We start from the raw sequence: 24,032 nt of genomic DNA on the forward strand, positions 1-24,032 counted from the left end.
AGACGGAGGAAACATAAATGGATGATAATATTTTTGATAAAATTCATGAAGTGGACTTGAAAAAAACAATGGAAGATTCTTACATTGATTATGCGATGAGTGTTATTGCATCGCGTGCCCTTCCTGATGTAAGAGACGGTTTAAAGCCAGTTCAACGAAGAGTTTTATTCTCGATGATAGAGTTAAACAACGGACCTGACAAGCCACACAGAAAATGTGCACGTATTGTCGGTGATACAATGGGTAAATATCACCCTCACGGTGATAGCTCCATTTACGGTGCTTTGGTAAATATGGCACAGGAATGGTCGACGAGATATCCGCTTGTAGACGGTCACGGAAACTTTGGTTCTGTGGACGGCGACGGCGCTGCCGCAATGCGTTACACGGAAGCTCGTTTGAGCAAAATTTCGATGGAGATGACTGCGGATATCAATAAGGATACCGTGGATTTTACACCAAACTTTGACGAAACGGAAAAAGAGCCGGTTGTTTTGCCGTCCAGATATCCGAATCTTTTGGTAAACGGAACGACAGGTATCGCGGTTGGTATGGCGACGAATATTCCACCTCATAACTTACGAGAGGTAATCAACGCCGTTGTAAAAATCATTGATAACCAGGTAATAGAAGACAGGGAAACCGAGATGCAGGAATTGATTGACATCATAAAGGGACCTGATTTTCCTACCGGTGCAACGATTCTTGGAAGAGCCGGAATTGAGGAGGCATATCGAACAGGCCGCGGTAAAATAAGGGTGAGAGCGATTACCGATATTGAGCCGATGGCAAACGGAAAAAATCGTATTATCGTAACAGAGCTTCCTTACATGGTGAATAAAGCAAGACTGATTGAAAAAATAGCAGAACTTGTAAGAGATAAAAAAATAGACGGAATTACTGATTTACGCGATGAATCAGACCGTACCGGTATGAGAATCTGTATTGAGCTGAGAAGAGATGTGAATGCAAATATTATACTAAATCAGTTGTATAAGCACACTCAGCTTCAGGATACCTTCGGTGTTATCATGCTTGCACTTGTCGATAATCAGCCGCAAGTATTGAATCTTTATCAAATGCTTCACTACTACCTGCTTCACCAGAAGGAAGTTGTGACAAGAAGAACCCAGTATGAGCTTAATAAAGCGCAGGAGCGTGCTCACATATTGGAAGGCTTGCTCGTTGCATTGGACAACATAGATGAGGTTATCCATATTATCCGTGCTTCCCAAAATGTTGCGGCGGCTAAGGAGAAATTGGTTGAACGCTTTGGTTTATCTGATGTTCAGGCTCAGGCTATCGTAGATATGCGTCTGCGTGCGCTCACAGGCTTGGAGAGAGAAAAGCTAGAAGCAGAATATAAAGAATTAATGGAGAAAATCGCAGAATTACAGGCGATTCTCGCAGATGAAAAGAAGCTGTTAGGTGTGATAAGAGAAGAAATTTTAATTATTGCTGAAAAGTACGGTGATGAAAGAAGAACCTCAATCGGCTATGATGAGAGTGAGATTTCAGTTGAGGATTTGATTCCGAATGAAAATGTCGTGATAGCTATGACCAGCTTAGGTTATATTAAAAGAATGACGGTAAATAATTTCAAGAGCCAGCATAGAGGCGGTAAGGGAATTAAGGGAATGCAGACATTGGAAGAAGATTTCATTGAAGATCTCCTGATGACGACAACGCATCACTATATCATGTTCTTTACGAATAAGGGAAAAGTATACCGCTTGAAGGCATATGAGATTCCTGAGGCAGGAAGAACGGCAAGAGGAGTTGCCATTATCAATCTTCTCCAGCTTTCTCCTGGTGAAAAAATAACCGCTATCATTCCGATTAAGGAATACAAAAAAGGCCGTTATTTATTTATGGCAACAAAGAACGGTATTGTGAAAAAGACAGATATCACAGAATATCAAAATGTGAGAAAAACTGGCTTACAGGCAATTACCCTACGTGAAGATGATGATTTGATTGAAGTTAAATCAACAAACAAGGAAAAGGATATTATCCTTGTAACAAAGCACGGACAGTGTATTAGATTCAGTGAAAATGATGTAAGACCGACCGGAAGAAATTCCATGGGTGTAATCGGAATGAATCTATCGGACGGCGATGAAGTAATCGGAATGCAGCTGAATACACAGGGAGACTCCCTTCTTATCGTTTCTGAGTTTGGAATGGGTAAACGTACCTTTATTGAAGAGTTTACAGTTCAGTACAGAGGCGGCAAGGGTGTTAAATGCTATAAGATTACAGAAAAAACAGGAAATGTAGTCGGTGTAAAGGCAGTTTCGGATGAAAATGAAATAATGATGATTACAACAGAGGGTATTATCATTCAGCTTATCGTATCTGATATCTCTGTATTAGGCCGAATAACCTCCGGTGTTAAGCTTATCAACATGGAGGAAAATATTACCGTTGCAAGTATTGCGAAGGTAAGAGAAAGCTCCAATGCAACAGAAGAGGATATGCTAAAGCAGTTGGAAGAGGAACTAAACGAAGAGTTAGATGATAAAAATGAGTAATTAATATATGCATATAAAAACAAGGCTTACCTGAAATGATTTCAGGCAGCCTTGTTTTTGACTATTGATAAATAAATTCATCTATTATATGATGATACCAGGGTCAAAAAGTCATGAGTTTCATGCTTGCATGAAAACACATGACGTTGGGACCCGCAAAACATGAGAAAGTAGCCCGAATAGGGCGGATTTCGAATGTTTTTAGGATTGTGGGAGCACAAAGTGCGTAACAATCCGTAGGTATCAGGGTCAAAATATATTTTGACCCCTTCAGCATATGATTAGAGTTATGTAATGAAATAAGTGAGGAGAACGTTATGAAACACTTAAAACAGCAAAATATAGTAAAATACATACCAATACTTCCATTTCTAATATTTTTTATTTTAATGGTATTTCAATATTTAAATGTATTTGTCTATTACGATGATTACGGATTTGCATCTTTGAGCTATAGCAATAGTATTGAAGGAGTAAACGGTCTTCACTATAATTTGGGGCAGCTTTTTAAATTTTTATATCTCTATTATATGGACTGGGGCGGAAGAGTGATTAGCTTTGGAACAGAAGCCCTTCTTTTAAAAAATGGTGTTATTGTAATGCAGCTTGCAATGTCTCTCACTGTTACATTAATTATGTATTTTTTATATAAAATCATAACAATATATCCAGTTAAAAATAAATGGTTTCCGGCGATTGCTGTTTGTTCGTTGTATGGGTTAATACATATAGGAATGCTTCGTGATTCCTTTTACTGGTACACCGCAGCGGTTATTTATGTTATGCCGTTTATGCCATATTTAATTGGGGCTTATTTTTATTCAGCCAATGTGATGAAGGAAATAAGAGGGGAAGATATCTCACAGAAATTTTTGGTGTTCAGACGTATTGTTGTGGCAGTTATTTTATTTATTGCCGCTTTCTCACAGGAGCAGGTTGCAATCTCTTTAAGTTTTTTCATTGCCGCAGTTACGGTTTATAAATACATAAAGCAAAAAAAGCTGAGCAGATGGGACATTATAAATACAGGCGCTGCATGCCTGGGAACAATATTTGTTGTGTTTGCTCCCGGCAATAGCAAGAGGATGGATGAAAAAATAGAATTTTACAATACTCCTCTTGTGCAAAGAACATTGGCAAATGTAGACAGTATTTTTAAAGAGGTATTCGGATATAAATTTATTTATATCATGACAGCATATATACTGGCTCTCGTACTTATCAGTGTTGTGATGCTCCTAAAAAATTACGGAAATAAAATAGTAAATATTGTATTTCTCGTAATTAATACGTTGTTATTTATATTATATATTTTGATAAAAGAGCCTCTCTACTATTTTTTAGAAAATAAGATAAGTACAAGCTTTGTTATGTTAACCATTTTTTTATATATTGCATTTATTATGACAGAGGTTACTATATACTATTTGTCGGTAAAAAAACAGATCTTGCTTTTCCTGTTTTGGGCATCCATGTGTACAATCGCTTCGATGGCATTTATTCCGGCAATTACAATAAGATGCTATGTACCTTTTGTGATACTGAGTTTTGGAATCATAACCGATTTGGCAACAACTTTTGTAGAACAGGTGAAATACGGTATTTTTGCGGGAGCATTGATGCTTCTTCTCATACTTCCGTTTTCTTATAAGAATTATTCCGTTATATTGGATGGCTATCAGGTAAACAGTGCGGCTAACATTCAAAATGACAAGGAACTTAAAAATGCTTCTGAACGCATTAAAAATGGTGAAGCGATTGAAACAGTAAATCTGCAAAAGCTGGAAAATACAATTTGCTCAAATATTATGCAGTACGAGGAAGGCTTTGAATTTGTAAAAGTATGGATGTGTGAATATTATAATATACCGCAGAATATTGAATTTATATGGGCTGATTGACAGAGACGATAAGAATAGGAGGTTCCAATGTTAAGAACAATAAATGTAAGTGAAATTACAGATAGCATAAAAGAAATGTGTATCAAAGCAAACCATTTTTTATCACCGGACATGGATGAGGTAATGAAGAAAGCGACAGAAACAGAAGAATCCGTTGTCGGAAAGCAGATATTGTGTCAGCTTCAGGAAAATTTACAAATTGCGGGCGACCAAATGATACCGATTTGTCAGGATACCGGAATGGCAGTTATTTTTATGGAAATAGGGCAGGAGATTCATTTTGAAGGGGGCAGCTTAAGCGATGCTATCAACGAAGGAGTCCGCAGAGGCTATGAGGAAGGATATCTGAGAAAATCCGTAGTAAAAGACCCGATTGAGAGGGAGAATACGAAAGATAATACGCCGGCAGTCATCCACTATGAGATGACGGAAGGTGATAAAATCAAGATTACGGTTGCTCCTAAGGGCTTTGGAAGCGAAAATATGAGCCGTATTTTTATGTTAAAACCATCTGACGGACTTGAGGGAGTGAAAAATTCCGTATTGACCGCCGTAAAAGATGCAGGTCCTAATGCTTGTCCTCCGATGGTAATAGGTGTCGGAATAGGCGGAACTTTTGAAAAATGTGCCCTTCTGGCAAAAAAAGCTCTCACGAGGGAAGTAACGGAACATTCTTCGATTGGATATGTGAGAGAACTGGAGGAGGATCTTTTAAAAGAAATCAATGAACTTGGAATCGGTCCGGGAGGCTTGGGAGGAAAAATAACGGCTTTGGCAGTTAATATAGAAACCTTCCCAACACATATAGCGGGATTGCCTGTTGCTATCAATATATGCTGTCACGTTAACCGGCATATTGTGAAAGTAATATAACGGTGAAGATACCAAACAGTTACAAGTAATATAAAATGGGAGGACAATATGGACAGATATATAAAAGCACCCCTGAGCGAAGAAGATGCAAAGAGCTTACGGGCGGGTGACTATGTGTATATTACAGGAAAAATATATACGGCAAGGGATGCCGCCCACAAGAGGATGTACGAAGCCTTGGAAAGAGGAGAAGAACTTCCGATTGATGTAAAAAATAATATCATCTATTATATGGGACCTTCCCCTGCAAGGGAAGGAAGAGTAATCGGCTCGGCAGGTCCGACCACAAGCAGCAGAATGGATAAGTATACTCCAACCCTTCTCGATTTAGGTCTAAAGGGGATGATTGGAAAAGGAAAGAGACAGGAGCCGGTGCGAGAAGCTATTATAAGAAACAATGCAGTTTATTTTGCGGCGGTTGGAGGAGCCGGTGCGCTTCTATCCAAGAAAATAACAAAGTCTTCCATAATTGCTTATGAGGATTTGGGAACAGAGGCAATCAGAGAGCTTGAGGTTGAAAATTTTCCTGTTATAGTAGTAATTGATTCTGAAGGTAACAATTTATATGAGAGTGTAGTAGGATAATAATATGAAAAGAATTTTATTAATGGTTATATTAAATATATACAGAGTACCTTATTGGTTTATTAAATTATGTATTTATGGAAAAAATGATAAGTACACAGAGCAGCAAAGATATGGATTACTAAAGCATATCATCGTGAGAGCAAATAAAGCAGGAAGAGTAAAAATAGAATCCCACGGGCTTTCTAACTTGCCAAAAGAAACAGGATATATTATGTTTCCCAACCATCAGGGGTTATTTGATATACTGACATTTTTGGAATCTCATCCGCTTCCGTTTACCATAGTTGCAAAAAAAGAGTTAGATCATGTCATTTTTCTAAAGCAGATTATGAGAGCATTCAGAGGACAGTTAATTGACAGAAACGATGTGAGACAATCCCTGCAGATTATTAATAAAATGACAGAGGAAGTTAAGCAGGGAAGGAATTATGTTATTTTTGCGGAGGGAACAAGAAGTAAAGATAACACGCTGCTGGACTTTAAGGGAGGAAGCTTTAAAAGTGCCATCAATGCAAAGTGTCCGATTGTACCTGTCGCATTGATTGATTCCTATAAAGCCTTTGATACAAGTTCAATAAAAAAACAAACGGTGGAAATTCACTATTTAAAGCCTATCTTTTATGAAGAATATAAGGATATAAAGTCCACTGAAATAGCCAAATTGGTAAAAAGTAAAATAGAAGAAAAAATAAGAGAAAATAGCATTGACAAACCTTTGACGGTTTAGTATAATAAATTTTGCGTCGGATGGCGTTAATTAAATAATGTTGATACATTCGGGCAATTTGGAGAAATACTCAAGAGGTCGAAGAGGTGCCCCTGCTAAGGGTATAGGTCGTTAACGCGGCGCGAGGGTTCAAATCCCTCTTTCTCCGTTCTTTTTATTCACAGTGAATGAAGTGGTAAATCTGTTTGTTATTATTGTTTAATAATTTTGCTAAATTATTGACAAGCACTGGCTAAAATGGTAGAATATAAGTCCACTATGAAAAGTGGTTTTGTGCGTGTGACAAGAGTTACACGTTGTTTTATCTCTTAGATTAAAAGAATAAAAAAGAAAATAAAAAAAGTGTTGACAAGCATATATGACTATGATATCATATAAAAGTTGCTGGTCAGACAGGAACAAAACAGAACCTTGATAATTAAACAGTAATTACAACCCTGAAAATTCAAGGGTTTTCAATAGAAAACCAAGAGAAAAATTCAGAACAGTATCATTTAATGATACAACCTAAAAAAACAGTAATTAACGGAAAAATAGCAAAGCTAGTGCTTTTTGACGTTAGGATATAAACTTTTATTGAGAGTTTGATCCTGGCTCAGGATGAACGCTGGCGGCGTGCTTAACACATGCAAGTCGAACGAAGCNGATTAAAGGCTTCAAAATGAAATTGAACGAGGGTCAGGAAAAGGAGTATGAATACCGCCACAACCAGCTATGGCCAGAGATGAAGGATATGATTCACGAGTACGGCGGAAAAAACTATTCAATTTTCCTCGACAAGGAAACATTGACATTATTTGGGTACATTGAGATTGAAGATGAAGAAAAATGGAGCAAAGGTGCAGACACTGCAATCAACCGTAAATGGTGGGACTACATGGCAGACATCATGGAGACTAACCCGGACAACAGCCCGGTTGCCGTTGACTTAGAATTGGTGTTCCATTTAGATTAAGATTAATAAGAAAGTGTGAGCTTTGCTCACACTTCGCGCCCGAGCGGGTTGCGAAGCAACAACTTCCTCTCCGCGAGATGTGCATAATATAAATTACGCAGACTTCCCACTTGGATAAGTGCGAAGTCTGAGTAATTTACTTTTCTAAAACAAAGCCTGCTTTTTTAGACTATGTATAAATCCGTCATCATTCAGTAAGACTTTCTGTTCGCATATTCCCAGTATTGTTTTGTTCATATCGCTTCCAATGCAGTTCCTGAAATCAACTAAGATGCAGGGATTAAAAAAGACACCCCGGTTAGATATCCTTGTCCTTTTGTAAAGAAAATGAAGGATATGGTTATTAACAATTTGGGAGAAGAGATAAAAATATTAGATTATACACATTAAACTTTATGATATATAATATTACTTGTACGAAAAGTAAATAAAATGTAAAATGAAGTTATAAAACAGAAAGGTGTGCCAAAAGATGAGTTTATTTTCTAAAGAGGCATTAAGTCAATTTAGTGATTTGGACTATGAAGTATATCACTTTATACTGAAAAACAGCGAAAAAATATCATATATGACCATTCGGGAAGTAGCCAAGGAAGCACACGTTTCCACAACTACCATTACCAGATTTTGCAGAAAAGTAAATTGCAATGGATTTTCCGAGTTTAAAGTCCGGTATAAGTTGGAATGTGATAATAAAAAAAGCATGGAAGGAGGATATGACTCTTCCATTGTTTTAGATTTTTTTCAAAGAGTAAGTACCGAATCCTTTCAAAAAAAGCTGGATGATATCGCAGCACTGATTGCTTCAAAAAAGCATGTAATCTTTTTGGGCGCAGGAAATTCCGGGATTATGGCAGATTATGCAAGCCGCTATTTTTGCAATATCGGTATTTTTTCTACCGGAATTAATAATCCTATGTTTCCTATCAATATGGAACTGCCAAATGAGACTATCATCATAGCCTTATCGGTGGAAGGAGAAACGGAGGTATTGGTGGATAATTCGGATATTCTAAAGAGAAGCAAAGCGACCATCGTGTCTATCACGAACAGCAAAAACAGTACCTTGGCAAAAATGGCAGATTATAATATTTCTTATTATATACAAAGAGAACTGGCAAGCAAAAATCAATGGGGAAAAGTTGATATTACTTCACAGATTCCAGCTATGTATATCGTTGAAACGCTGGCGAAGTCAGCTATTCACAAAAAACAAAAATAAAACACTATGTTTTTTAAAAGAAACATGTAACTAAGAGGTCCTCCTTGTTTCTAAAAGCGCTGGATATATTGAGCAAATAAATGCTTGATACTATAATAGTGCTAGAGAAGGAGGATTTATCATGAATAAAAAATTAAAAATAGTAACCATCGGCGGGGGTTCCAGCTATACTCCTGAATTAATGGAAGGTTTTATCAAAAGAAAAGAAGAATTACCAATTAAGGAAATCTGGCTTGTTGATATTGAGGAAGGAAAAGAAAAACTGGAAATTGTGGGTAATCTGGCAAGGCGAATGGTAAAGGCAGCGGGATTAGACTGGGAAATTCATTTAACTTTGAATCGCCGTGAGGCACTAAAAGATGCTGATTTTGTTTCGACTCAGCTTCGAGTAGGTTTGTTGGATGCACGTATTAAGGATGAGAGAATCCCGTTATCCCACGGAATTCTTGGACAGGAGACCAACGGAGCAGGCGGAATGTTCAAAGCATTGCGTACAATTCCGGTAATTTTGGATATTGTAGAAGATATGAAGGAACTTTGTCCCGATGCCTGGTTGGTTAACTTTACAAACCCATCCGGAATGGTGACGGAAGCTGTGATGCGTTATGGGAATTGGGACAAGGTAGCAGGGTTATGCAATGTTCCTATTATATGCCGGAAAATCGCAGCAGGAGCGTTACAGACAAACGAAGAAGATTTGTTTTTCCGTTTTGGTGGATTAAATCATTTCCACTGGCACCGTGTATGGAATAAAGCAGGAGAAGAAAAAACAAAAGAAGTGATTGATGCTGCTTACACGACATCAGACGGATTAAAAAAAGCATTAACAGGTGTGAATAACTCCGGTGTACAAAATATTCCCAATATTTCTTTTTTGCCGGAGCAAGTGCGGGATTTAGGTATTATTCCATGTATGTATCATAGATACTATTACATCACCGATGATATGCTGCAGGAAGAATTGGAGGCATTTGAAAAGGGAGAAACACGGGCGGAATTGGTAAAATGTACGGAAGCCGAATTATTTGAGCTTTACAAGGACCCGAATTTAAGCATTAAACCGCCTCAATTGGCAAAACGCGGCGGAGCTTTTTATTCCGATGCGGCATGTGAATTAATTACCTCTATTTACAATGATAAGCGCAGCCATATGGTTGTAAGCACGAAAAATAACGGTGCTATTACAGATTTGCCGGATGATGTAGTTGTTGAAGTAAGCTGTATCATCACTTCCAACGGGCCGGTTCCTATTTCATGGGGTTCCTTTGAGCCTTCAAGCAGAGGTTTGCTGCAGCATATGAAGGATATGGAGCTGACTACGATTAAAGCGGCAGTAACCGGGGATTATAAAACTGCTTTGCAGGCATTTACGTTGAATCCCTTAGTTCCAAGCGGTAAAATAGCACAGACGGTATTAGATGAATTATTAGTTGCACATAAAGAATATCTGCCGCAATTTAAAGACCGAATTGAGTTTTTGGAATCTGGCGAATAGCAGATTGTTAATAAAAAAAGCATGACGTCCGATAGGAAAAGATATTGGTCGTCATGCTCATTTTATACCCGCCCCTTGCGCGAAGTTATTTTAGCTGTGCCTAGATATCCTCGGCATCAACACCGATATCAAGCGTATTTAGTGTACGGCGCTTTCTTCTCTCTGCCTCCGTCTGAGAGAGCAGATAGTCCTTTATAGTGTGAGAATTTTTAATATGTACAAGTGTTAAGGTAGGGTGAGTTACATCCGAGGTCTGGCAGGTAATTGTGCCAAGACCAAACATTCTCTCCAGCAGAGTGCGGCTTAATGTGACATCCTGAACCTTATACATATAACAGTCATTTTCTACTGTTTTGAACAGTCCACTGTTGATTGTGATAACCTCCTCGGTCAGCTTATATGTGGTGAAGGTGAACGGAAGTCCGAAAAACAGGACTCTTTTCTTTTCAACAAAAATCATAAGTATCTCCTTTCATTTTCAGATAACGGGAAGTTAAAAAACGATAACTGTATTATAACAGAATATGAGGCAGTTGCAAATAGTTACTATTTGGCCATAAAAGTGTAAGTAACGGTTGACAAAAATTAAAATTGTATGTTATAACATAACTATATGAAAAACCGATGAGAAAGAATAGTAGATTGGAAATGATATAACAGAGAGTCGCTGTGGGTGGAAGGCGATATGGAGTTTTTAATCGAATGGGCTTTTGAGGGCAACCTGAAATTATAGTAGGCGTTGACGGGAGATGCACCTGTTACAAAGGCATAGCATATGTTAGTATGTTTACAAAGAGGACATTAGTCAATTTGAGTGGTACCGCGGATATTTCGTCTCAAGCATTTGCTTGAGGCTTTTTTTGTATGATAGAAAGTTTCTAAAAATTTCCTATCATACAAAAAACATTTATGCGCACGAATACAAGTAGAAAATGTCATTACGTGACCGCATTCGGCGCGACAAAGCAGCCAAGTCCTCATGAATGAGGGATGCAGACCTGCCTGCTTTGTTGTATCAATATAAAAAATTATAGAAAAGAGGAAAAAATATGAAAAAGTTTAACAGAGTAACAGCACTATTATTAACAACAGCACTGACAGTTTCTATGGCAGCAGGATGCAGCAGCAACGAGGCGGGCACAGAGAACAGCCAGAAAACAGCGGAGAGCACGACCTCGTCGGACACAGGCTCCTATACAATCGGAATTGGACAGTTTGCACAGCATGGTTCCTTGGATAACTGCCGTGAGGGCTTTATTGAAGGTTTAAAGGAAGCGGGAATTGAAGAGGGAAAGAACTTGACGATTATCTCAGACAATGCCAACGCAGATACCGGAACAGCAGCACAGATTGCAGACAACTATGTTTCCAAGAAGGTTGATTTGATTTGCGCGATTGCTACCCCGATGGCACAGAGTGCATTTGGAGCAGCGAAGGATGCCAATATACCGGTTGTTTATACTGCGATTACAGATCCGATTGCGGCTGAACTTGCAGGCGATGATAAAACACCGACCGGAAATGCGACCGGAACAAGTGACAAATTACCGATTCAGCAGCAGTTAGAAATGATTCGTACCATGCTTCCGGAGGCAAAAACAATCGGTATTATGTATACAACAAGTGAAATCAATTCAGTCGTAGCAGTGGAAGAATACAAGTCATTGGCAAGCGAGTACGGATTTGAAATTGTGGAGAGTGCAATCGCAACAGCGGCAGATATTCCGCTGGCAGCAGATGATTTAATCGGCAAGGTAGACTGCATCAACAATCTGACAGATAACACGGTAGTAAGTGCATTGCCGGTTATTTTGTCAAAAGCAAACGAGAAAAACATTCCGGTGTTTGGAAGTGAAATCGAACAGGTAAAAATCGGATGCCTTGCAACGGTAGGCTTGGACTATTTTGAACTTGGAAAACAGACAGGTGCTATGGCTGCTAAGATTTTAAAGGGAGAAGCAAAAGCTTCGGAGATGCCATTTGAGGTAATTGAGGAAGGAAGCTTTTATGCAAACAAAGCGGTAGCAGAAGCGTTAAATATTGAAATACCGCAGGAATTATCCGACAAAGCGGTAGAAATATTTGAAACAATAGAAGAAAACTAAGCAGAGCTTGCTTAAAAGGAGCGTGTAAGAATGCTGACCATACTGAACAGTGTTTTAGTACAGGGACTCATCTATGCGATTATGGCATTAGGAGTTTATATTACTTATAAAATTTTAGATTTTCCGGATTTGTCCGTAGACGGAACCTTTCCGCTAGGTGCTGCCATCACAGCCGTATTAATTACAAATGGAGTAAATCCTTATATTACGTTGCTCGCATCTTTCTTATGCGGAACCTTTGCAGGAATGATAACCGGTATTATACATGTAAGGCTTAAAGTAAGAGATTTGTTAGCCGGAATTATTATGATGACGGCGCTTTACACGGTAAACTTGCGAATTGCAGGAAAGGCTAACGTGGCATTTTTTACAAAGGATACGATATTCACCAAAAATATTTTTGTAGGTATCCTGAGTAATAAGGTGGTAACACTGGTTATTCTCATTGTTATGGTCATTCTGTTAAAATTATTACTAGACGCATATTTACGCACCCGCTCCGGCTATCTTCTTCGCGCTGTCGGAGATAACAAGACCTTGGTGACGACATTAGGTAAAGACATGGGACTTGTAAAAATCGTAGGACTGAGTCTTGCAAACGGCCTTGCTGCATTGGCAGGCTGTATCTATGCACAGGAGCAAAGCTATTTTGATATCACGTTTGGAACCGGAATGGTTGTGATTGGACTTGCGAGTGTTATCATAGGAATCAATGTGTTTAAAAGCTTTGACAGGATAAAAGCAACAACAGCAGTTATTATCGGAAGCATTTTATACAAAGCGTGTGTGGCGATTGCCATTAGTGCCGGGCTTGGCGCAAATGACTTAAAGCTGATTACGGCAGTACTCTTCTTGATTATCCTTGTCGTGACCCAGGAGAAGAAAAGGAAGGTGAACAAAAATGCTTGAGCTGAAAGAGATTAGTAAATATTATAATCCGGGCACCGTAAATGAAACCTGCCTTTTTGACCGTTTTAATATGACGATACAGGACGAGGAATTTGTCTCCGTTGTAGGAAGCAACGGTTCAGGAAAGACGTCCATGCTAAACATCATATGCGGAAGCATTCCGATTGAGCAGGGGCAGATTATACTGGACGAAAAAAATATAACCAATTTAAAGGAATACAAGAGACAGCAGATTATCGGAAGAGTTTATCAAAACCCTTCGATGGGAACCTGCCCGCATATGACAATCTTAGAAAACATGTCTATTGCAGACACCAAAGGAAAAGCCTTTAACCTTCGTCCGGGCACGAACAAAAAGCGGATTGACTTTTACAGGGAGAGTTTAAAGGAGTTAAATCTTGGTCTGGAAGATAAAATGGAGGTAAAGGTTGGTTCCTTGTCGGGAGGGCAGCGTCAGGCTATGGCGCTTTTGATGTCAACCCTGACACCGATACGCTTTTTGATTTTAGACGAACATACCGCTGCATTAGATCCTAAGACTGCCGAGATTATTATGGAGCTGACTGATAAGATTGTCAAAGAAAAAAAGCTTACAACCATTATGGTGACGCACAATCTGAGATACGCAGTGGAATATGGCAATCGACTGGTGATGATGCATCAAGGAGAAGCTATTATTGACAAACGTGGGGAAGAGAAGAGCGGAATTAAGGTTGAGGATATACTGGACCAGTTTAATCAGATTAGTATTGAGTGTGGGAATTAAAGGGCAAGACAAACGTAGAAGGGAATAACAGATGGAAATTAGGCAGCTGGAATATTTTGTTGCTTCAGTTGAAGAAAAAAGTTTTTATAAAGCAAGTGAAAAGCTATATACCTCTCAGCCGGCGGTTAGCAAATCGATAGCTGTGTTAGAAAGAGAAATCAACCAAAAATTGTTTAAAAGAACAAGTAAAGGTTTAAAGCTAACGACACATGGAGAAAGGTTTTATCACCATGCTAAAAATGTTTTAAGGCAAATTGATATTATGAAAGATACCATGCTTGGTACAAAAGAAGTACATTTGACTTTAGCTTCGTATCCAAGTAAATTGATTTCAAATGCATTGACAGCTTTTTACAATGAGCAGGAAACACAGTTTCAGTTGGAATACCACGAAGGTTCGGTCCAGGATATGATTGATTTTGTGTACAAAGGTATTTGTGAGTTTGGTATTCTTTATATTTTTCCAAAGCAAGAACAGGCATTTAAACATATTATGACACACAAGCATTTAGAATTTGTACCCATGAAGGAATGTGAGTTATGTGTATATGTCGGAGAAAAAAATAAGCTGTATAAATCCCAAAAAGCGATTACGCTGGAAGAATTGTCAGAATTACAGTATATAAGAGGAGTAAGAGATTTTTTTTCGGTAGAACATCATTTTGATTATGTTTTAAATGAAATCAATACAGCCTATTTTGATGATAGAGTTCTGACGAATAGTGATCACCTTGTCTCCCTGATGCTGAAAAAAACGGATTTATGCTATTTAGGTATTGATACAAAAGGGACAAGAGCCTTTTCAAAGATAAGGATTGATGCTCCTGAAAAGCAGCTTACATTGGGATATATTAAAAACAGATCCACTGAATTAAGTGAAAAAGCAACTGAATTTCTTTCTTACCTGATGAGGTATGTATAACCAAAAGTTATACATACCTCTAACTTTTGAGTATTGGTTAGATGCAACTAACCTGTGTTATAATCCAAACGACAAATAACAGGAGGTTGTGAAAATATGAAAAAATTATTAAAGGCTGTGCTTACAGCAACATTGGTAACAGCTATGCTCGCAGGCTGTGCGTCTAAAAAGACAAGTGAAACTGACGCCTCAGTGGCAACAGGCGAGGGGAGAGAGGAATTGGTTTTTGTAAATTATAGAGATATTCGTGATTTGAATCCTCATCTTTATGCAGGGGAAATGTATGCACAAAATATGATTTATGACGGTCTGATTGATATGGTTGAAGGCGGGTTTGAAGGAGCATTGGCAGAGAGTTGGGAAATCTCTGAGGATGGAAAGACCTATACCTTTAAAATTAGGGAAGGTGTTACTTTTTCGGACGGAGAAGTTTGCGATGCCCATGCAATTAAGGCAAATTTTGATGCTATCTTGGAGAACAGCGAGCGTCATGTATGGCTTACTATGATGAGTGTTTTAGAAAGTGTAGATGCACCGGATGAAAATACATTTGTTATTCAGCTATCGGCACCTTATTATCCGATGCTGACCGAGCTGTCTATGATTCGTCCTTTTGCAATGATTTCTCCAAAGGCAATGAAGGATGGAAGTACGATGGATGGTGTAACGGAATACATTGGAACAGGTCCTTACATACTTACTGATTTTGTGACAGACGAATATGCGGTATTCGAGCGTAATGAGAATTACTGGGGTGACAAGCCGGAAATTAAAAAAATCACAGTCAAAGTAATTCCGGATAATCAGACGAGAATTCTGGCATTGGAAAAAGGCGAAATTGATTTGATTTTCGGTAAAAATATGATTGATGCCGATGCACTGCAAAATTATCAGGATAATGAGAAGTTCAGTATTGCATTGTCAGATCCGACTTCTACAAGACAAATTGTTATGAATACGACACATGAAATTCTAAGCGATAAAAATGTACGTTATGCTCTTTCCTATGCGACGAATAAGCAGGCGATTTCTGACGGGATTTTCTATGGGCTGGAAGCAGTTGCAGAAACTTTATATGCAAAGACCGTTCCGTATTGTGATATTGATTTAGAGCCGTTTACCTATAATGCAGAAAAAGCAGAAAGCTTACTTGCAGAGTCAGGCTGGACAAAGGGAGCAGACGGTATTCTTGAAAAAGACGGTAAGAAATTTGAAATTGAATTGCTCTACAACAGTGATAGTGTAACGGAAAAAAATATCTCTGAATACTTACAGTCTGAATATTTAAAGCTTGGAGTGAAATTGAATATTCATGGTGAAGAGGAACAATCCTATCGAGACAATATGAAAGCGGGTAACTTTGACATGGTATTTAATATTTCTTGGGGAACACCATATGACCCACAGTCTTCCCTTTCTGGTATGACAGGTCCGGTTTATGGTGATTATGCAGCACAGCAGGGATTAGAGGATAAAGCAGAGATTGATGAAGCGATTGATAAAATTATGCTGTCAGTTGATGAGGAGGAACGTCAGGAATTGTATGAATTTGTTCTGACAAGATTGCATGAAGACGCGGTATATATTCCTCTTACCTATGAATGCAATAAAGCGATTTATACCTCTTCTTTGGACGGGGTTGGGTTTACCCAGTCTCAATACGAAATTCCTTTTACAGATATGTTTTTTAAATAAATTTGATTAAGGTGTCAAAAGCACCGAAGGTAAAATTCTGACACTAAATATTGTTGGGGAGGCTTGCTTGCCCAGCAATATTTTTATACCATAGAAAAGTTCTTTGAACTTCCTATGGTATAAAAGCTATTTATGAGCACACTTTCTTATGGAGGTAACAATGAAAAAATATATTATTAACAGACTATTAACAGCAATTCCGCTGCTGCTTGCCATCTCGTTTCTATGCTTTGTGTTTATCAATATAATACCTTCAGACCCGGCAGAGGTAGCGCTTAGAGTAAATCAGGTGGCTGTGATTTCAGATGAGCTGCTTGAAAAGACAAGAGAAGAAATGGGTTTGAATGACCCTTTTTTTATTCGGTATTTTAACTGGCTGGCGGACTGCATACAGTTGGATTTTGGAATTAGCTATGTGAATCCGCAGCGTACTGTCTTAGGGGAAATGACAAGGTCATTGCCAAATACGTTAATGCTTGCCGGAATTTCATTTGTTCTTGTTATTTTTTTAAGCCTGCCGATCGGCTTTTTTTGTGCTGTTTATAAAGACAGCTGGTTCGACAAAATAATGAGAGGATTTATTTTTATGACAACTGCTATGCCGGCTTACTGGGTGGGGCTTCTTTTAATGTGGATTGTAAGCATAAAGCTTGATTTGCTGCCTACCAGCGGAATTGGCGAGGGTCTGAAAAGCCTTGTTTTGCCGTCTGTTACGGTAGCGCTTACTTATATCTCTACCTTTATTCGTCTGATACGTAATAATATGCTGGATAATATGAAGCAAGATTATGTTTTATATGCTAATGTGAGAGGATTAAAGCAAAAAGATATTTTGACAAAGCACATTTTAAGAAATTCCCTCCACACATGTGTGGTTGCTGTTGGTATGAGTATTCCCCAGCTTATTTCAGGAACCATTGTGGTGGAAAATGTGTTTGCTATCCCCGGATTAGGTACTCTTTGTATCGAATCCATCTTTAACAGGGATTATCCGATTATACAAACCTATGTACTGTTTATCGGTGTTTTATTTGTAACGTTTAACCTGTTGTTTGATATAGTTCAATGTGCAATTGACCCAAAACTGCGAAAGGAGGAAGCGTAATGTTAAAAAGACTGTTAAGACATAGAGGATTTATGTTGACAAGCGGGTTTATCATTCTAATTGCATTTGTCGGTATTTTTGCACCGTTTTTTGCACCGCATGATCCTTATGAAACCAATATATTAAATAAATTTGCCAGATTTAGTCTGGAATATCCTCTTGGAACGGATAATTTGGGTAGGTGTATTCTCTCCAGAATGATTTATGGTATTCGCCCGACATTGGGGCTGGCGATACTTACAATGCTTGGGACGATAGGATTAGGTGCTGTGATGGGGCTTATTTCGGGATATTTTGGTGGGCTTATTGATGAAATTATTATGAGGGTTGTGGATGTTATGCTATCCTTTCCAAGTCAGATTATGGTGTTTGCAGTGGTAGCATTATTGGGTATTGACGTCAGAAATGTAATATTGGCAAATATACTCATCAAATGGGCGTGGTATGCTCGCATGATTCGTACCAGTGTCTTACAGCACAAGGATAAAAATTTTATTCGTTTTTCACGTGTTGTAGGAAATAATGAGTTTTTTATACTGAGCAAACATATGCTGCCAAGCATTGCATCGGAAATGGCGGTTCTTGCAAGCTTGGATATCGGCTGGGCAATTATCAATATTTCCACCTTGTCATTTTTGGGATTAGGGGTACAAGCTCCGATACCGGAATGGGGAGCTATGTTAAATGAGGCAAAAAATGCTCTTACAACTAATCCAGTACAAATGTTAGCGCCCGGAATAGCGATTGTTGTTTTGGTTACAGCGTTTAACTTTCTGGGAGATGTATTGCGTGACGCCTTAGATCCAAAGGAGGAGATGTAATGCCGATACTTGAAATTAAAAATTTAAATGTTACATATAACGGAAAAAAAGGAAAGCATTCAATTATAAAAGATGTTTCCTTTCGTGTCAGCAAAGGGGAGTGCCTTTGCGTGCTGGGAGAAAGCGGAAGCGGGAAGAGTGTGACGATGAAAGCGGTTATGGGTCTGCTGGACAATAATTTTGATATAAGCGGAAGTGCTTTTTTAGAGGGGAGAAATCTGATGGAACAGGATGCCGAAGCACTGCGGAAAATGCGCGGAAGCGATTTGACAATGATACTGCAAAACCCGATGACCTGCTTTGACAGTCTTTACCGCATTGATTACCAGATGGCAGAAACGTTTTTGGCGCATACAAACTGGTCTAAGGAGGAAATATATCAAAAATCTGTTGAAATACTGGAGAAAATGAAGATAAAAGAGCCGGGGGAGGTACTACGAAAATATCCGCACCAACTAAGCGGCGGAATGCTTCAAAGAATTATGATTGGTATTGCTTTAACCCTAAATCCCAAAATACTCATTGCAGATGAGCCTACAACAGCAATTGATGCGATTACCCAATTTGAAATCATGGATGAGCTTAAGCGATTAAAAAATCAGCATACCACAATGATTTTTATTACTCATGACTTGGGAATTGCCTCTATGATTGCGGATACAGTTATTGTGATGAACGGGGGAAAAATTGTAGATAATGGCACTTTTTCAGAGATTTTGCAATCACCGAAGGATGAATACACCAGACTGCTTATCGAAAAACGCTCTGCGGTTATGAATGTCTATAAAAAGGTGTTGGGAGGTGACCTTGTATGATGATTTCAGTTAATCAGGTATGTATGGAGTTTAAAAGCGAACTTAATTCAAAAAAACAGGAGGTTTTAAAGGATATTTCGTTTGTGATTGAACAGGGAGATTGCCTTGGAATACTGGGAGAAAGCGGAAGCGGAAAGAGTACGTTGGGCAGGATTTTAACGGGACTTTTGAAGCCGACAGCGGGGCAATATTTATTTCAAAATATCAATCCATATAAAAATAAACAAACAAAAAAATTCTTAAGCGAAAATATTAGCATTGTTTTTCAGGATTATAATACATCTGTGAATCCTAGATTTACCGTTTCTGAAATTATAAAAGAGGCGCTCTGTTTGTTTTCAAAAAGAACGAAAAAGCAATTGAATTATCAAGAAGAAATTTCAAAGCTTTTACATATGGTAGGTTTAGACGATTCGTTTGCGAATAGATTCTCGCATCAATTAAGCGGCGGGCAGCTTCAAAGGATTTGTATTGCAAGAGCAATTGCAGTAAATCCGAAAGTTATTTTGTTTGATGAAGCAATCAGTTCCTTAGACGCCCACACACAAGTCCAGATTATGGATTTGCTTAAGGAGTTAAAAGAAAAATTAGGTCTTACTTACATATTTATCACACATGATTTGACATCTGTAACTTATTTATGCAATAAAGTAATGTTTATTTATCAAGGGAGGGTTACAGAGTTTATCAATGTAAATGAGATTGCACATACAAAGGATGAGTATGCAAAAAAATTATTAAATACGATTATTTCAATTTAAAGGAGAACTGTTTTGCTTAAAGAAAATAGAATTACAGAGGGCGTGATTTGGAAGGAAGTTCTATACTTTTTCTTCCCAATTGTAATCAGTTCCTTCTTCCAACATTTTTATACAATAGTAGATGGTATTATTGTCGGGCAGAATTTAGGTGATGTTGCATTTTCAGCAGTAGGTGGCTCGGCTGCAAAGCTAAGTGGTATGCTAATCAACTTTTTCGTGGGAGTATCAACAGGTATCACAGCCTATACGTCTAGATTTTATGGAAGGCAGGATATAGATGCGGTAAGGCAGGTAATTTATAATGGAAGTGTAATTTTTGCTGTCTTGGGAGCATTGCTCTCGATTTTTGGCTTTGTATTCTCGGACAAACTGTTGGTGGCAATGAATACTCCTGTTGAGACGATGGAGTATGCCAGCACATATCTTCGCACATTTTTGTGCGGTTTAATTTTCTGTGTACTATACAACATTTTTTCGGGTGCCTTAAGAGCGATGGGAGATTCTAAAACACCTCTCTATGTACTTGTTTTTTGCAGTTTTGCAAATGTTTTGCTTGACCTTACGTTTGTAATCGTGCTGAAATGGGGAGTGTTTGGAGTAGCCTTCTCAACGATACTGGCACAAGCAGCAAGTGCAATCATACTAGGAATCATGATATGCAAGAAAATACCGGCCGAAAAAATAGTCCTGCAATTAGACGGCAAAATAATAAAAGATATATGCAGCATTGGCATACCTGCCGGATTGCAAAGTATTATGTACAGTCTGTCGAATATTTTGGTACAAAGTGCTATCAATGGCTTTGGTTATTTGACCGTTACCGCTTGGGCAGCTTATGTAAAAATTGATAATATTGTCGATATATTCGTATCTTCATTGGCGAGTACAGTCATTACTTTTGTCGGACAGAACTTAGGAGCAAATAAAGTTGATCGAGTAAAACAATCGGTAAGACAGATTGTTATGTTAAGCTATATTATTACGATTACGTTAGTGGCAGGCTTTATGTTCTTTCGAATGCCTTTGCTTGGTTTGTTCACAGAAAATTTGGAGGTTGCCAATCTGGGCGGCAGCCTGATGTTTATAATCATGCCGATGTACTTATTGGGTATTCCTTATCAAATGTTTGCACAAGCGTTAAGAGGACTTGGAAAGGCATTTGTACCAATGTTGATTACCTTGACCGGTATAGTAGGGATTCGGGTAATATGGGTTCATTTTATATTTCCTCTCAACCCGACAATTTATTTTCTGGGTATCTGTTACCCCATAAGCTCATTCATTATGTCCATTATATTTGGAGTCTATTATATGCATGAAATTGGGAAACTGAAAACCGCCTAAAGCAATGAGATCCAGTATTCCCTCCTCGTCCGATATGGCAATACTCACGAACATTGTACAGCTCATACGCATATTATATAGTATCATGAGTAATCAATATCTCTCATGATGTTAGGAGGGAACGTATATGCCGTTATTAACTAATGTCGGTAGAGCAGAAGCCATGTTCGGTGCGGAACTAATGTTTGATACCTCCACAGCTGAGGTGGAAATACCTTCTATAAAAGTTGACAAAGTAGCTGATATGACTGTTTGGCACGGAGACGTGCTGTCGTATACAGTTACTGTTACAAATCTCGATGCAGTCGTTATTGCTGAGGATGTTGTATTCACAGATACGATAGACCCTACTCTCGCAAAACTTGACGTGGACAGCGTTTATGTTGATGGTGTACAACTCACCCTAGGTACTGACTTCACTTATAATACAACTACCGGTGAACTGGAAATCACTGCGATGCCTGATATTCCTGTTGGAGATAGTTATGATGTAACCTTTCGTGTTACAAAAGCGTAGCAATGATTGCTTTGTCATGACGAATTGTGCAGATGTAAGAACTGCACGCTATACGGTTGAAAGCAACACCGTCGTGGTTAGAAATGCATCCCCATGTTGTTGTTGCTGCCCGTGCTGTGGATATCGATTCTGTTGCCGGAGAAACGGCTGCTGGCGTCGTTGCCCATGGTGTTGGCGCTGTATATGGTGTCCGTGAAACTGTGGTTTCTGGTACTTGGTAATGGGCATTTAAGAGAGTGTGAGCTTTGCTCACACTTTGCGCCCGAGCGGGTTGCATAGCAGCTACTTCCACTCCGCGAGGTGCGCATAATATTTTGTTTAATCATAGAAAATTTCGAAGGGAGTGGTTTTGAACCGCCCCCTGATACATTATGGATTGTGACCCTGCTGAGAGCGCAAAGCGTGCAAAATATTAACAGCTCGTTATGTGATGGGGGCATGATTACAAATAATTAACTTATATCATATTACCATTTGGACCGTCCTACAGTGACTACAACAATACGCTCGTTGAGGCAGCCTATGATATGTTAAAAATACCCAAGTTTTGTAATGACATAGGAAATATATACTATTTTTATCTAATTATGTTATAATTTCAAGAGATATAAATTATACAAATGAGGGAGAAAATATGAAACACAAAAAATTATTACAAGTTTTATCAAGCCTAGGTAAGCAGGTAAATAGAAAGAGCATTAAGGCATTTTTACCTTTGTTAATTGTCTTATTGATAGCTGGATGCTCCGAGTCAACCGCTGACAATGCGATAGAGGCCAGTGAGGTTGAGCAGACACAAGAAGCCGAAGGGGCAAAGGCTGATATTGAAACAGTCGATACGAAGGAATATAATGGAGCCACCTACACCATTATCGAGGTTGATGGCGGCGATTTATCAGGTGATAGACAAGCTAATGTTGCCGTAAATATTGGGTATGGCGATAGGGAGTATTGGGCATATACAAATGAGTATGGTCAACTAGTTTATGTAACTGCTGATAAAATTATATTGCAAGATGATGATACTGAACCAGTGAACAGCGATGGTCGCTATTATAATGATGAAGCAAAAGTACCCGGAACGGAGCAATCGGATTTAGACAAAGGACACGTCATAGCGGACTCTTTGGGTGGCGTTTCCAATGCTTATAATATTACCCCCCAGAATAGTACCCTAAATCGCCATGGCGACCAAGCATATATGGAAAAGGTTATTCGGGATGCCGGCGACTGTACAAGCTTTGTGGCTATTATTACATATCCGGATGCAACAACCCAAACACCTTCTCATTATCATTATGAATATGTCTTAAATGGTGAAAAAATTGTTGATGATTTTGACAATGTTAATCCGGATGAGCTGAATGCAAAAGTCAATTATCAGTCAAATGAAAGTGGTTCATCTAGTGATTCGATTTCGGCTGCAGCGGCAGGAAGCACGACAGCCACCCAAGACACAACAGTAGTGGAACAAACCGAAGAGGTAGTGGATAATACCGACCAAACGAGTATTGAAGTACATATAACTAAAACTGGAAAGAAGTATCACAGTGCTGGATGCCAGTATTTAAGACAGAGTGATATTGTTACTACATTGGACCAGGCTAAGGCAAAGGGGCTGGGACCATGCAGCAAGTGTAAACCGCCACAATAATTATAACTTTTATTTATTATTAAATATTATTTATTCAACGTTAGTATTGAATGTGGAAATTAAAATATGGGGCTGTCGCTTCAAAACGATTCAAAAATCGTGAAGCGGCGGCTTTCTTTTTTTGCTTCAATGAGAAATGACGATATGATTATAAATGATGAAAAAACGATAAAAAAGTATACAAATTAACCAAGGTGGAATAGGGCGATTTGTGATAATGTACACATAATCATTTAATTTGCGAAAAAAATTGACAACTAGACATTCTTGCGTTAATATATAAACAGAGTTAATTAATTAACGCAAGAATGTTTAGTTTGGAG

General features: G+C 38.5%; 21 protein-coding genes, 1 tRNA gene and 1 other annotated feature. Of the genes, 21 read left to right on the top strand and 1 reads right to left on the bottom strand.

The window, feature by feature from the left end; translation table 11 throughout:
- Positions 1 to 17: 17 nt before the first annotated feature.
- The 9 genes from gyrA (at position 18) to CTY48_RS18005 (ending at position 10,295) form a co-directional block, all read left to right on the top strand.
- Entirely contained in the window at positions 18 to 2,534 is a 2,517-nt protein-coding gene (gyrA, locus tag CTY48_RS17965) for a DNA gyrase subunit A (RefSeq protein ID WP_099469822.1), read from the top strand.
- 317 nt (positions 2,535 to 2,851) lie between these two features.
- The gene (locus CTY48_RS17970; protein WP_099469823.1) at positions 2,852 to 4,435 is read left to right on the top strand and encodes a DUF6056 family protein; all 1,584 of its coding nucleotides are present in this window, start codon (positions 2,852 to 2,854) and stop codon (positions 4,433 to 4,435) included.
- A gap of 27 nt (positions 4,436 to 4,462) precedes the next feature.
- On the top strand, positions 4,463 to 5,308 hold the full coding sequence (locus CTY48_RS17975; RefSeq protein ID WP_099469824.1) for a fumarate hydratase: 846 nt from the start codon (positions 4,463 to 4,465) through the stop codon (positions 5,306 to 5,308).
- Positions 5,309 to 5,356: 48 nt separating this feature from the next.
- Positions 5,357 to 5,893: a Fe-S-containing hydro-lyase gene (locus CTY48_RS17980; protein ID WP_099469825.1), complete on the top strand. Its 537-nt coding sequence runs from the start codon at positions 5,357 to 5,359 to the stop codon at positions 5,891 to 5,893.
- Between the two features lie 4 nt (positions 5,894 to 5,897).
- Positions 5,898 to 6,623, top strand: a complete 726-nt coding sequence (locus tag CTY48_RS17985; RefSeq protein WP_099469826.1) for a lysophospholipid acyltransferase family protein — start codon at positions 5,898 to 5,900, stop codon at positions 6,621 to 6,623.
- Positions 6,624 to 6,683: 60 nt separating this feature from the next.
- Positions 6,684 to 6,771, top strand: a tRNA-Ser gene (locus CTY48_RS17990).
- Between the two features lie 513 nt (positions 6,772 to 7,284).
- Complete coding sequence (gene rhaM / locus CTY48_RS17995; protein WP_099469827.1) at positions 7,285 to 7,578, top strand: L-rhamnose mutarotase; 294 nt, start codon at positions 7,285 to 7,287, stop codon at positions 7,576 to 7,578.
- Between the two features lie 472 nt (positions 7,579 to 8,050).
- Entirely contained in the window at positions 8,051 to 8,800 is a 750-nt protein-coding gene (locus CTY48_RS18000; protein ID WP_099469828.1) for a MurR/RpiR family transcriptional regulator, read from the top strand.
- Positions 8,801 to 8,921: 121 nt separating this feature from the next.
- A complete protein-coding gene (locus tag CTY48_RS18005) occupies positions 8,922 to 10,295 on the top strand; it encodes a 6-phospho-beta-glucosidase (protein ID WP_099469829.1) in 1,374 nt (457 codons plus the stop codon).
- A 100-nt stretch (positions 10,296 to 10,395) separates the two neighbouring features.
- Here CTY48_RS18005 and CTY48_RS18010 read toward each other — a convergent pair whose 3' ends face one another.
- A complete protein-coding gene (locus CTY48_RS18010; protein ID WP_099469830.1) occupies positions 10,396 to 10,755 on the bottom strand; it encodes a PH domain-containing protein in 360 nt (119 codons plus the stop codon).
- A 155-nt stretch (positions 10,756 to 10,910) separates the two neighbouring features.
- Positions 10,911 to 11,137, top strand: a binding site (T-box leader).
- A 207-nt stretch (positions 11,138 to 11,344) separates the two neighbouring features.
- On the opposite strand from CTY48_RS18010, the gene CTY48_RS18015 reads away from it, so the two are divergent.
- The 12 genes from CTY48_RS18015 to CTY48_RS18070 all read left to right on the top strand — a co-directional run bounded on the left by CTY48_RS18015 (position 11,345) and on the right by CTY48_RS18070 (position 23,709).
- Positions 11,345 to 12,400 (top strand): ABC transporter substrate-binding protein, encoded by a 1,056-nt coding sequence (locus CTY48_RS18015; protein ID WP_099469831.1) that lies wholly within the window; start codon positions 11,345 to 11,347, stop codon positions 12,398 to 12,400.
- A 30-nt stretch (positions 12,401 to 12,430) separates the two neighbouring features.
- Positions 12,431 to 13,309, top strand: coding sequence for an ABC transporter permease (locus CTY48_RS18020; protein ID WP_180272779.1), 879 nt, complete (start codon positions 12,431 to 12,433; stop codon positions 13,307 to 13,309).
- Positions 13,302 to 14,075, top strand: a complete 774-nt coding sequence (locus tag CTY48_RS18025; protein WP_099469832.1) for an ABC transporter ATP-binding protein — start codon at positions 13,302 to 13,304, stop codon at positions 14,073 to 14,075. The genes CTY48_RS18020 and CTY48_RS18025 overlap by 8 nt, the downstream gene beginning before the upstream one ends.
- Positions 14,076 to 14,106: 31 nt before the next feature.
- Positions 14,107 to 14,997 (top strand): LysR family transcriptional regulator, encoded by an 891-nt coding sequence (locus tag CTY48_RS19990; protein WP_099469833.1) that lies wholly within the window; start codon positions 14,107 to 14,109, stop codon positions 14,995 to 14,997.
- Positions 14,998 to 15,093: 96 nt separating this feature from the next.
- Positions 15,094 to 16,692, top strand: coding sequence for a nickel ABC transporter substrate-binding protein (nikA, locus tag CTY48_RS18035; RefSeq protein ID WP_099469834.1), 1,599 nt, complete (start codon positions 15,094 to 15,096; stop codon positions 16,690 to 16,692).
- 160 nt (positions 16,693 to 16,852) lie between these two features.
- Positions 16,853 to 17,797 (top strand): nickel/cobalt ABC transporter permease, encoded by a 945-nt coding sequence (gene opp1B / locus CTY48_RS18040; RefSeq protein WP_099469835.1) that lies wholly within the window; start codon positions 16,853 to 16,855, stop codon positions 17,795 to 17,797.
- On the top strand, positions 17,797 to 18,618 hold the full coding sequence (opp1C, locus tag CTY48_RS18045; RefSeq protein ID WP_099469836.1) for a nickel/cobalt ABC transporter permease: 822 nt from the start codon (positions 17,797 to 17,799) through the stop codon (positions 18,616 to 18,618). The genes opp1B and opp1C overlap by 1 nt, the downstream gene beginning before the upstream one ends.
- Positions 18,618 to 19,433, top strand: coding sequence for an ABC transporter ATP-binding protein (locus tag CTY48_RS18050; RefSeq protein ID WP_099469837.1), 816 nt, complete (start codon positions 18,618 to 18,620; stop codon positions 19,431 to 19,433). The genes opp1C and CTY48_RS18050 overlap by 1 nt, the downstream gene beginning before the upstream one ends.
- Positions 19,430 to 20,194 carry an ABC transporter ATP-binding protein gene (locus CTY48_RS18055; RefSeq protein WP_328587815.1) on the top strand — a complete coding sequence of 255 codons (765 nt, stop codon included), beginning with the start codon at positions 19,430 to 19,432 and terminating at the stop codon, positions 20,192 to 20,194. Before CTY48_RS18050 ends, CTY48_RS18055 begins: the two co-directional genes overlap by 4 nt.
- 12 nt (positions 20,195 to 20,206) lie before the next feature.
- Positions 20,207 to 21,538 carry an MATE family efflux transporter gene (locus CTY48_RS18060; RefSeq protein ID WP_099469838.1) on the top strand — a complete coding sequence of 444 codons (1,332 nt, stop codon included), beginning with the start codon at positions 20,207 to 20,209 and terminating at the stop codon, positions 21,536 to 21,538.
- A gap of 127 nt (positions 21,539 to 21,665) precedes the next feature.
- The gene (locus CTY48_RS18065; protein ID WP_099469839.1) at positions 21,666 to 22,055 is read left to right on the top strand and encodes an isopeptide-forming domain-containing fimbrial protein; all 390 of its coding nucleotides are present in this window, start codon (positions 21,666 to 21,668) and stop codon (positions 22,053 to 22,055) included.
- Between the two features lie 634 nt (positions 22,056 to 22,689).
- A complete protein-coding gene (locus tag CTY48_RS18070; RefSeq protein WP_236355023.1) occupies positions 22,690 to 23,709 on the top strand; it encodes a DNA/RNA non-specific endonuclease in 1,020 nt (339 codons plus the stop codon).
- Positions 23,710 to 24,032: the final 323 nt, after the last annotated feature.

It is taken from the genome of Konateibacter massiliensis, assembly GCF_900184995.1.
GTDB lineage: Bacteria > Bacillota > Clostridia > Lachnospirales > Lachnospiraceae > Lachnotalea > Lachnotalea massiliensis.

What these genes read in the sequence shown, in the direction of transcription:
- CTY48_RS18065 (WP_099469839.1), top strand. Translation starts at nt 21,666, where the DNA reads ATGCCGTTATTAACTAATGTCGGTAGAGCAGAAGCCATGTTCGGTGCG.
- CTY48_RS17985 (WP_099469826.1), top strand. Translation starts at nt 5,898, where the DNA reads ATGAAAAGAATTTTATTAATGGTTATATTAAATATATACAGAGTACCT.
- CTY48_RS18000 (WP_099469828.1), top strand. Translation starts at nt 8,051, where the DNA reads ATGAGTTTATTTTCTAAAGAGGCATTAAGTCAATTTAGTGATTTGGAC.
- CTY48_RS19990 (WP_099469833.1), top strand. Translation starts at nt 14,107, where the DNA reads ATGGAAATTAGGCAGCTGGAATATTTTGTTGCTTCAGTTGAAGAAAAA.
- CTY48_RS17975 (WP_099469824.1), top strand. Translation starts at nt 4,463, where the DNA reads ATGTTAAGAACAATAAATGTAAGTGAAATTACAGATAGCATAAAAGAA.
- CTY48_RS18010 (WP_099469830.1), bottom strand. Translation starts at nt 10,755, where the DNA reads ATGATTTTTGTTGAAAAGAAAAGAGTCCTGTTTTTCGGACTTCCGTTC.
- CTY48_RS18050 (WP_099469837.1), top strand. Translation starts at nt 18,618, where the DNA reads ATGCCGATACTTGAAATTAAAAATTTAAATGTTACATATAACGGAAAA.
- CTY48_RS18005 (WP_099469829.1), top strand. Translation starts at nt 8,922, where the DNA reads ATGAATAAAAAATTAAAAATAGTAACCATCGGCGGGGGTTCCAGCTAT.
- CTY48_RS18055 (WP_328587815.1), top strand. Translation starts at nt 19,430, where the DNA reads ATGATGATTTCAGTTAATCAGGTATGTATGGAGTTTAAAAGCGAACTT.
- gyrA (WP_099469822.1), top strand. Translation starts at nt 18, where the DNA reads ATGGATGATAATATTTTTGATAAAATTCATGAAGTGGACTTGAAAAAA.
- CTY48_RS18020 (WP_180272779.1), top strand. Translation starts at nt 12,431, where the DNA reads ATGCTGACCATACTGAACAGTGTTTTAGTACAGGGACTCATCTATGCG.
- CTY48_RS17980 (WP_099469825.1), top strand. Translation starts at nt 5,357, where the DNA reads ATGGACAGATATATAAAAGCACCCCTGAGCGAAGAAGATGCAAAGAGC.
- CTY48_RS18070 (WP_236355023.1), top strand. Translation starts at nt 22,690, where the DNA reads ATGAAACACAAAAAATTATTACAAGTTTTATCAAGCCTAGGTAAGCAG.
- opp1C (WP_099469836.1), top strand. Translation starts at nt 17,797, where the DNA reads ATGTTAAAAAGACTGTTAAGACATAGAGGATTTATGTTGACAAGCGGG.
- CTY48_RS18015 (WP_099469831.1), top strand. Translation starts at nt 11,345, where the DNA reads ATGAAAAAGTTTAACAGAGTAACAGCACTATTATTAACAACAGCACTG.
- rhaM (WP_099469827.1), top strand. Translation starts at nt 7,285, where the DNA reads ATGAAATTGAACGAGGGTCAGGAAAAGGAGTATGAATACCGCCACAAC.
- nikA (WP_099469834.1), top strand. Translation starts at nt 15,094, where the DNA reads ATGAAAAAATTATTAAAGGCTGTGCTTACAGCAACATTGGTAACAGCT.
- opp1B (WP_099469835.1), top strand. Translation starts at nt 16,853, where the DNA reads ATGAAAAAATATATTATTAACAGACTATTAACAGCAATTCCGCTGCTG.
- CTY48_RS18025 (WP_099469832.1), top strand. Translation starts at nt 13,302, where the DNA reads ATGCTTGAGCTGAAAGAGATTAGTAAATATTATAATCCGGGCACCGTA.
- CTY48_RS17970 (WP_099469823.1), top strand. Translation starts at nt 2,852, where the DNA reads ATGAAACACTTAAAACAGCAAAATATAGTAAAATACATACCAATACTT.